The following is an 8,611-nucleotide window of genomic DNA, read 5'->3' as shown; positions in this document are numbered from 1 at the left end:
ACTTGTGGTGGCAATGGCTTTCTCTGGTATAAGGCTTGTGATTAAGGATTCTATGTGATAGGTCGGAGGAATGTTCTGAATTTGGAATTAAAGATATCTTATAAATGATTTACATTTGTAGCGGAAGCTACTAGCTTCCATAAGCTTTGATACTAAATTCTTTTCCCTCAGGCAAAGCCGTAAAAAATATATGCTTTTATTTATCCCCGTAGCGGAAGCATCTTGCTTCCACAGCCGAGAGGCTCTGCGTAGAAAAAATTAATTGATTATAAAAATGTGGTGATGTCTATCCTTCTATACGGTCATCCTGAGCGAGGAAATTTATTTCCGAGTCGAAGGATCTGACCTATATTTGACCTAGTATAAACAAATTAGTTATCCCAAAAATAAAAGCCCAAAGTCGATTCCGATTACAGAAACTCAAAAATTCTAAGCCACGTCGACCTACAAATCTAGGCTCGCTACGCTCAAACAGTGCGATTTATAGCCGGTCTCCTTAGGCTTGAATTTTAAAGAGTTTCTTTCAGACGGAATCTCCTTTTGGGCATTTTATTTTATATAAAGAGTAGTTTATTAAAAAAATAAAATCTAAACTTGACTCAAATTACAAAAAACAAATTAAAACATCAAAAAAATAAAAAATAAAAAATTTTTTAAAAAACACGTTTAAATTTATCACAGCAGGGTATTAATATACTACCAAGAAATTGGGTGGCACTCATCCTATTGATAACATAAATTTAATTTCAACAGAATTTTAAATTCATAAGTCCATTTGCAATAGGAAATCACGACTTGAGATGTCAAGCGGGTTTTATGTAATCCATGCAAATGTTCATATAAAATCAATAGTGAGATTACAGCTAATAGAAAGCTTAGAGGACACCTTGGTCACAAGCTACAGATGTAAAAAGTTTGAGCATTTTAAAACCTAAGTTGTCTGGCAGTAAGATAAAATATTAAACTCATCGCAAAATTTATTTTAAAAATAAATTTAATTCACAAATTGAAAAGAGGAAAACAGTGATAGAACCTAAAACAGAACGGATGGGTGCCTATTAAAAGGAACAGAAATTTATTTATAAAATCTGTTCCTTTTTTTATGCTTATTTTATAATTCCAAAAATTTATGAAATGGTTGTCATTTAAAGTGCTTTTGTTATAATTTTATATAAGAAGAAAATTTAAATTTTTAAAAAGGGGAGGATTATTTTGAAAAAATCGGCTATTATTCTAGCAGCAATAATGCTACTATCATCATTTGAACCTGTGGTAGCTACAGAAAAACCTACCACAGAAAACAAGAAGATTAACTGGTTACTAGAAAACGATTTCGTAGCAGGAAGAGGCAAGACGAAAGATTTAAAACTAGAAGACACCATAACTAGAGCAGAATTTACGAGGATGATTCTCGTTATAAAAGGCGAAGAAAATCTTGCAAAAGATTCGACATCGAAGGTGGACTTCAAAGATGTTCCTAATACTCATTGGGCAGAAAAATTCATCGTCTACGCCAAACAAAAGGGATATATTAGCGGTTATCCAGATGGTAACTTCAGGCCGGAAGGCGAGATTACATACGAAGAAATGATTTCTATTTTGTCGAGAATTCATCCAAACTATAGAAAAATTGAAGCAAAATCTACAAACTGGGCAGAAGGTTTTATAAACTTTGCAAAGGATAATGGAATCCTCGATGATATAAGTATCGATGGAAGCTACAAAAGCCCTGCAATTAGAGAAAAAACTTTTGAAATGACCTACAATTTTATAAAATTTGTGGAAAATCAAACTAAGTCTGAAAAAGTTTCAAAAATAAAAGAAGAAAAAGATGTTAAAAGGGAAAACTCCACCTGGAATGGGTTCTATCCTTATTGGCTTGGTTATGGATTTAGACCAATTGTAGAGGAAAAACCAGAGGTTAAACCGAATCCTGATGTAAAACCTGTTCCGGATAAACATGAAGAACCAGGAACACCAGAAAAAGAAAATCCATCAGAACCCGGGACACAACCAGAAACACCAGGAGAAGAAAACCCAACAGAACCAGGGAAAGAAAATCCGTCAGAGCCAGGAACAGAACCAGAAAACCCAACAGAACCGGGGAAAGAAAATCCGTCAGACCCAGGAACAGAACCGGAATCACCATCTGAACCAGAAACGCCAAAAGAATTCGACAAAACAAAGATAGATAAAATAGAAATAGTAAGTCAACCTTCAAAACGAGAATATACCGAAGGAGAAAAGCTAGATCTATCCGGCATAAAATTGAAGTTAACAGACACACAAGGAATAGTAAAAGAAGCAGGCTTAGAAGATTTTAGTGAATACGGAATCGCAACAGACCCAGCAAATGAAACAGGATTATCCGTAAATGAAAATGGCACAACCATAAAAATCAAACTAAATGGTGTGGAAAAAGTAGAAACTGCTCCATTAAAAGTAAATGCAAAAGTATTTGACCCAGCTCATGTAGAAAAAATGGTAGTAAAAGAACAACCAAAAAAATTAGTTTATACTGACGGAGAAAAACTAAATCTAGCAGGACTAGAAGTAACATTAACAGACAACCAAGGACTAACCAAAGACGTAGCATTTAAAGACTTTGCAGATAATGGAATTACAGCAACACCAGCAAATGATACAGCATTAACAGTAGCTGCAAACAATGGAAAAGCTGTAGAATTAACAAAAGGTTCATTAACAGCGCAAACAAATGCCTTAACAGTAAATGCAAAAGTGTTTGATCCAGCTCATGTAGAAAAAATGGTAGTAAAAACACAACCAACAAACTTAACCTACACAGAAGGAGAAAAACTAGCACTAGCAGGACTAGAAGTAACCTTAACAGACAACCAAGGTTTAACAAAAGACGTAGCATTTGCAGACTTTGAAGCAAATGGAATCACAGCAGAACCAGCAAATGATACAGAACTAAAATTAGCAGACAATGGAAGCAAAGTTAAGCTTACAAAAGGAAACCTAACAGCAGAAACAGAAGCCTTAACAGTAAGTGCAAAAGTATTTGATCCAGCTCATGTAGAAAAAATGGTAGTAAAAACACAACCAACAAACTTAATCTACACAGAAGGAGAAAAACTAAACCTAGCAGGACTAGAAGTAACATTAACAGACAACCAAGGACTAACCAAAGACGTAGCATTTGCAGACTTTGAAGCAAACGGAATAGAAGCAGCACCAGCAAATGAAACAGCATTAACAGTAGCTGCAAACAATGGAAGAGCTGTAGAATTAACAAAAGGTTCATTAACAGCGCAAACAAATCAATTAACAGTAAAGGCAAAAGTATTTGACCCAGACCATGTAGAAAAAATGGTAGTAAAAACACAACCAACAAACTTAAGCTACACAGAAGGAGAAAAACTAAACCTAGCAGGACTAGAAGTAACCTTAACAGACAACCAAGGCTTGACGAAAAACGTAGCATTTAAAGACTTTGCAGCAAATGGAATTACAACAGAACCAAAAAATAATAAACAACTCACAGAATCAGAAAACAATACAAAAATAAAAATCAAAAGAGGTGACAAAGAAGCAATAACTGGAAATATTTCTCTTACACTAAAGGTTATTTCAAAAGCAGATTTTGAAAAAGAAAATAAAATCAAGACAAGTATTAAAAACTCATTGGTAGAAGTTTATAAGAGCTTAGGGTATATAAAACTTGGCATAGATAACCTACACAACAAATATTATCTTCTATTTACCAAGGAATCAAATAAAATAGCGATTGAGAAAGATAATTTAAAAACTTCTATTCTTAATACAATTAAAAATAACAAAATAAAAAGTTATACCATTGGAGAAACAAATAGAGAGCTATTGGATGGAAAAAATTATAAGTCAGATGAAACAATCTTAGGCTTTATAAGAGAAGATATCCTTAAAATTGCAGGGCTTAAAGAAAATCACGATTTAACAGATGCACAAATTTTAGAAAAATTAGAAGTCACAAAACCAAACTCTAATATTAAATTAGTAGTTGGAGATGAACATATTGAACTTAACTATGAAATAATATTCTTAAGCCAAATGGCAGAAGAAAAATTAAATCAAATAGAAACTGATTTTGTAAATAATATGAAGGATACTTCTAAAATTGTAGAAAACGAAAATAAGGTATATAGAGTTTCGTATAATAATAAATACTATTTGGTAGAACATAAATTTGCAATTAGAAATTATAATATATCTTATCTCGCAAAAGGCTACGGGTATGACATAGTTCTTACAAATTTCCTAACAGGGGGAAAGCTTGGAGAATCTAAATCATTAAAAGAATTGAAAAGTTTTATGGTTCACACAATAAGGAATAGTAAATATATAGATAATAGAGGAATCATGGATAGTATGGAGCTGCAATCCTTGCTTGGTGGTGGTGATAATTATAGAGAAATTACAGAGTCCTATCATGGAACATTCAGAAGACCAAATAAATATTCAACAATAATTGCAGAGAATTTAGAAAGTAGTAAAATTTCTTTGGAATATTTCTATACAGATGAAGCAAGTGAAACAGGAGGCATAATAACGAGGAATATTTATTACAGATACTATTAATGAGAAGAAGACGGGAAGCCGTCTTTTTTATTTGAACTTTGTTAATTATAGGTGTTCCTTATACTTCCTACAATTCATAGAAACTACTTACGGACATAAATAATGGGAAAAAATTAATGAATACAGTCACCCTGAGCGAAAATGGCGAAGCCAAAGGCTGAGTCATTGGAGTCGAACGGGTATAACCTTGGTGAGGCTAGGTTTGGATGATTTCACTTGACAAGACTTGACCTTCGGAGGTTATACCCGTTCGACTCACTTCGTTCGCTCAGGGTGACTGTAGTTGGGAAGATTTTGTAGCCTATCAGGGTGACTATCTTCCTTAAGATTTTCTAAGTAGAGCCTTCGGCTGTGGAAACTCCTTGCTTCCGCTACGAAATAAATTGTAGGAATTATTGCTGTACGCCTTACGGCTGAATAAAGATAATGTAGTACCAAGTTTAATGGAAGCTGGTAGCTTCCGCTACAAAAGTAAACCGTAATTTATTTTATTTTACAGCTTCGCCTGAAGGTAGAGAATTTAATGCCTAAGTTAATGAAAGCAGATTGTTTCCGCTACAAATCCCGCACAAAAACAAAAAAATCCCCAAGACAATGGTCCTGGGGACATGGAGCTAACGGCGGGAATTGAACCCGCGACCTCTACATTACCAATGTAGTGCTCTACCGACTGAGCTACGATAGCATACAAATATATTATAGGGACTTACAATATATTTGTCAATGTTTTTAATTTTTACTTGGTTCAGTGGTTAAGATTTCAATCATCTTAGATACTCTAAGTGGAAGATTGATTTCATATTTTCCCGGTTTAAAATCTTCCAATTTACCCATCTTATCTGCTGCGTCTACGAATGCATCGGTATCTTGTATTACTTCTCTTTCTTTTAATAGATCCGCAACGTCTCTTGCGCCCATCGCTTCTGTTACTGTGATTTCACATGTCTTAGGGCTTATCCCAACTATTTCAAGTAGAGTTTCTCTAACGGTTTCTCTCTTTTCAATTTTGTAAGATCCGGCTTTGAAACTATTTTCGATAGCCATATCATAACAGATTTTCTTAAATGCATTTACATCTTTTATAAGATCTAGATTTTTAAGAGTCTCTCCTATTTCATCGAGATTTTCTCCGTCTTTTATCTCTACAGTGATGGTGTTATCTAGTGGATCTTCTGTAAGTTCCACCTTTGGAAGTTCTAGCTTAACTCCTTCTTTTTCTGTTAGAGACATATATTGTTTCTTAAGTATATTTATTTCGTCCTTTATTGATAGAGAAACATTGACATTTTTCTTAGCCGCTTGGTTAATATTGTCGATTCTCCATTTAATTATAAATGCAACCACAAGTAGAAATATTACTAGTAGGATGTATTTAAGTACAGTTAAAATACTGTCTTGCATTTTGTGAAATATATTCATCAAATCAACTCCTAGTTGCTAGTATACCAGAATTGGAAAGATTTTTAAACAATGGTATAATTAAATAGATGAAAGAAATTATTATTAATTCAAATGACAAAGATCAAAGACTGGACAGATTCATGGGAAAATACTTGCAAAATGCCAAAAAATCCCTGATCATGAAGTCTATTAGAAAAAAGAATATAACCGTAAATAACAAAAAATCTGCACCTGAATATATTTTAAAAGAAAATGATAGGGTAGAGATTTATTTCAGTGATGAGACCATCGAAAAATTTACGAAGATTAAAAATCATGTGAAGAGGGACTTCCCTGATATTATTTACGAAGACGAAAACATAGCTCTCGTAAAGAAACCGAGGGGACTTCTCACCCACAACGACAAGAAGGATTACGAAAAGAACGCCCTCGATATGTTCGTAAGCTACATGATTCACAAAGGTGAATATGTGCCGAGGGTTGAGAAATCTTTTAGACCTTCTTTTTGCAACCGCCTAGACAGAAATACTTCTGGAATTTTAATCGGATGCAAGAATGCTCAGGCTCTAAGGGAGATTAACGATGCAATCAAGCGAAGGGAAATCGAAAAACATTACATGGCGCTTGTTGACGGAAGCATTGACGAAGAGATCCACGACATAAGCTACTTGGAAAAGGACAGAGAAAAGAACAAGGTAAGTTTAAATGAGAGAGGAGACGGAAAAGAAATCGAAACTATCATCCGCCCGATGGAGAAATTAGGCGAGTATACCTTGGTGGACATAAACCTCATAACCGGCAGGACTCACCAAATTCGTGCGACTTTAAAAAAATACAACAGAAGCATCGTTGGAGATTTAAAGTACAAGGGCAGGAGAAGTTTTGGCCTTAACAGTCAATTCCTCCACAATTACAAGATTATTTTCGGCGGACTTAAGAATCTCGATTACCTAAATGGCAAAGAGTTTACTCTAGAAATGGAAGACGAACTAAACGATATCTTAAAGGAGCTTAGAAAAGAAAAATAAATTTGATGATTGCAGCCTTTGCAATGAGCATGAGCTCCATCTTTGTAGTAATGAACGCACTAAGGCTTACAGATTTAAAGAAAAATTAAAGACCGACAAAAAAATAACTATAGAAGAAAATCAAGATGTTACAGTTATAAAGTTGAAATCTAGGGTATAATAGAAAATGTAAATGTTTTCAAAATAGGAGGAATTATGGATTACACAAAATCTTATAAGGAAAAATTAATCACCGCAGCTAAAGCAGCATCATTAGTAAAAAGCGGTGACTACGTAGATTATGCATGGTGTACCAACACCCCGGTATCAATCGATAGAGAACTAGCAAAACGTGCAAAAGAATTAAAGGACGTAAAAGTACGTGGCGGAGTACTACTATGGGTACCAGAAATATTTAAAGCAGACCCAGAAGGAGAAACATTCATCTGGACATCATGGCACTCAGGCGGACCGGACAGAGGCAGAATCAATTCAACAGATGCAGCATTCTACGGACCTATTAGATATTCAGAACTACCAAGATACTACAGAGAAAACTGTGAAGTAGACATCGCCTACATCACATGCTCACCAATGGATAAACACGGATACTTCAACTTCGGACTAAGCGCATCCCACTTAATGGCAGTAATCGAAAAAGCTAAGACAGTAGTAATCGAAGTAAACGAAAAGATGCCAATAGCACTAGGCGGAGTAGAAAACGTAGTACACATCGACCAAGTAGACTATGTAGTAGAAGGAGACAATCCAGCACTAGCAACCCTACCAAAGGGATCATTCGGAGACGTAGACAGAAAAGTAGCCAAATTAATCGTAGAAGAAATACCAAACGGAGCATGTCTACAACTAGGAATCGGTGGCATGCCTAACGCAGTAGGATCATTAATAGCAGAATCAGACCTAAAAGACCTAGGCGTTCATACAGAAATGTTCGTAGACGGATTCGTAGACATGTATAAAAATGGAAAGATCACCGGAGCAAAGAAGAGCATCGACAGATTTAGACAAGTATATGCCTTCGCAGCAGGATCACAAGAAATGTACGACTTCATCGACAACAACCCACAATGTATGGCAACACCAGTAGACTATACCAACGATGCAAGGATCATCTCACAACTAGATAACTTCATCTCCATCAACAACGCAGTAAACGTAGACCTATGGGGACAAGTATCATCAGAATCAGCAGGTCTAAGACATATCTCAGGAGCAGGCGGACAACTAGACTTCGTACTAGGCGCATACCTATCAAAGGGTGGCAAGAGCTTCATCTGTCTATCCTCAACATACACAGACAAAGCTGGTGAAGTACACTCAAGAATCCTACCAAACTTCGATGCAGGATCAGCAATCACAGCAGCAAGACCAAACACCCACTGGATCGTAACAGAACATGGTAAGTTCAACGTAAAAGGAAAATCAACCTGGGAAAGAGCAGAAGGAATCATAAACCTAGCAGCACCAGAATTTAGAGACGAACTAATAAAAGAAGCAGAAAAAATGAATATATGGAGAAGATCCAACAGATAAAAATAAGTGTCGCAGAAGCGGCACTTTTTTAAATGAATAAATTAAAAAAGCATTAGAAAAATATAAAA

General features: G+C 35.2%; 4 protein-coding genes and 1 tRNA gene. 3 read left to right on the top strand and 2 right to left on the bottom strand.

Annotated features, from left to right (window positions below):
- Window positions 1-1,212 precede the first annotated feature (1,212 nt).
- Window positions 1,213-4,581 carry an S-layer homology domain-containing protein gene (locus HMPREF9225_RS00525; protein WP_008900957.1) on the top strand — a complete coding sequence of 1,123 codons (3,369 nt, stop codon included), beginning with the start codon at window positions 1,213-1,215 and terminating at the stop codon, window positions 4,579-4,581.
- A 609-nt stretch (window positions 4,582-5,190) separates the two neighbouring features.
- Here the strand turns inward: HMPREF9225_RS00525 and HMPREF9225_RS00520 are convergent.
- Together HMPREF9225_RS00520 and HMPREF9225_RS00515 are read right to left on the bottom strand one after the other, a co-directional pair.
- A tRNA-Thr gene (locus tag HMPREF9225_RS00520) sits at window positions 5,191-5,266 on the bottom strand.
- Between the two features lie 44 nt (window positions 5,267-5,310).
- A complete protein-coding gene (locus HMPREF9225_RS00515; protein ID WP_008900956.1) occupies window positions 5,311-6,000 on the bottom strand; it encodes an MltG/YceG/YrrL family protein in 690 nt (229 codons plus the stop codon).
- A gap of 68 nt (window positions 6,001-6,068) precedes the next feature.
- On the opposite strand from HMPREF9225_RS00515, the gene HMPREF9225_RS00510 reads away from it, so the two are divergent.
- Window positions 6,069-7,010 (top strand): RluA family pseudouridine synthase, encoded by a 942-nt coding sequence (locus tag HMPREF9225_RS00510; RefSeq protein WP_008900955.1) that lies wholly within the window; start codon window positions 6,069-6,071, stop codon window positions 7,008-7,010.
- 195 nt (window positions 7,011-7,205) lie between these two features.
- Window positions 7,206-8,543, top strand: a complete 1,338-nt coding sequence (locus HMPREF9225_RS00505; protein WP_008900954.1) for a butyryl-CoA:acetate CoA-transferase — start codon at window positions 7,206-7,208, stop codon at window positions 8,541-8,543.
- Window positions 8,544-8,611 lie beyond the last annotated feature (68 nt).

The sequence above is a fragment of the Peptoniphilus duerdenii ATCC BAA-1640 genome (assembly GCF_000146345.1).
Classification (GTDB): domain Bacteria; phylum Bacillota; class Clostridia; order Tissierellales; family Peptoniphilaceae; genus Peptoniphilus_B; species Peptoniphilus_B duerdenii.
This window is presented reverse-complemented; position numbering and strand designations above follow the sequence as displayed.

Excerpts from the sequence above, each read along its gene's own strand:
- HMPREF9225_RS00515 (WP_008900956.1), bottom strand. The coding sequence starts at position 6,000 with ATGAATATATTTCACAAAATGCAAGACAGTATTTTAACTGTACTTAAA.
- HMPREF9225_RS00510 (WP_008900955.1), top strand. The coding sequence starts at position 6,069 with ATGAAAGAAATTATTATTAATTCAAATGACAAAGATCAAAGACTGGAC.
- HMPREF9225_RS00505 (WP_008900954.1), top strand. The coding sequence starts at position 7,206 with ATGGATTACACAAAATCTTATAAGGAAAAATTAATCACCGCAGCTAAA.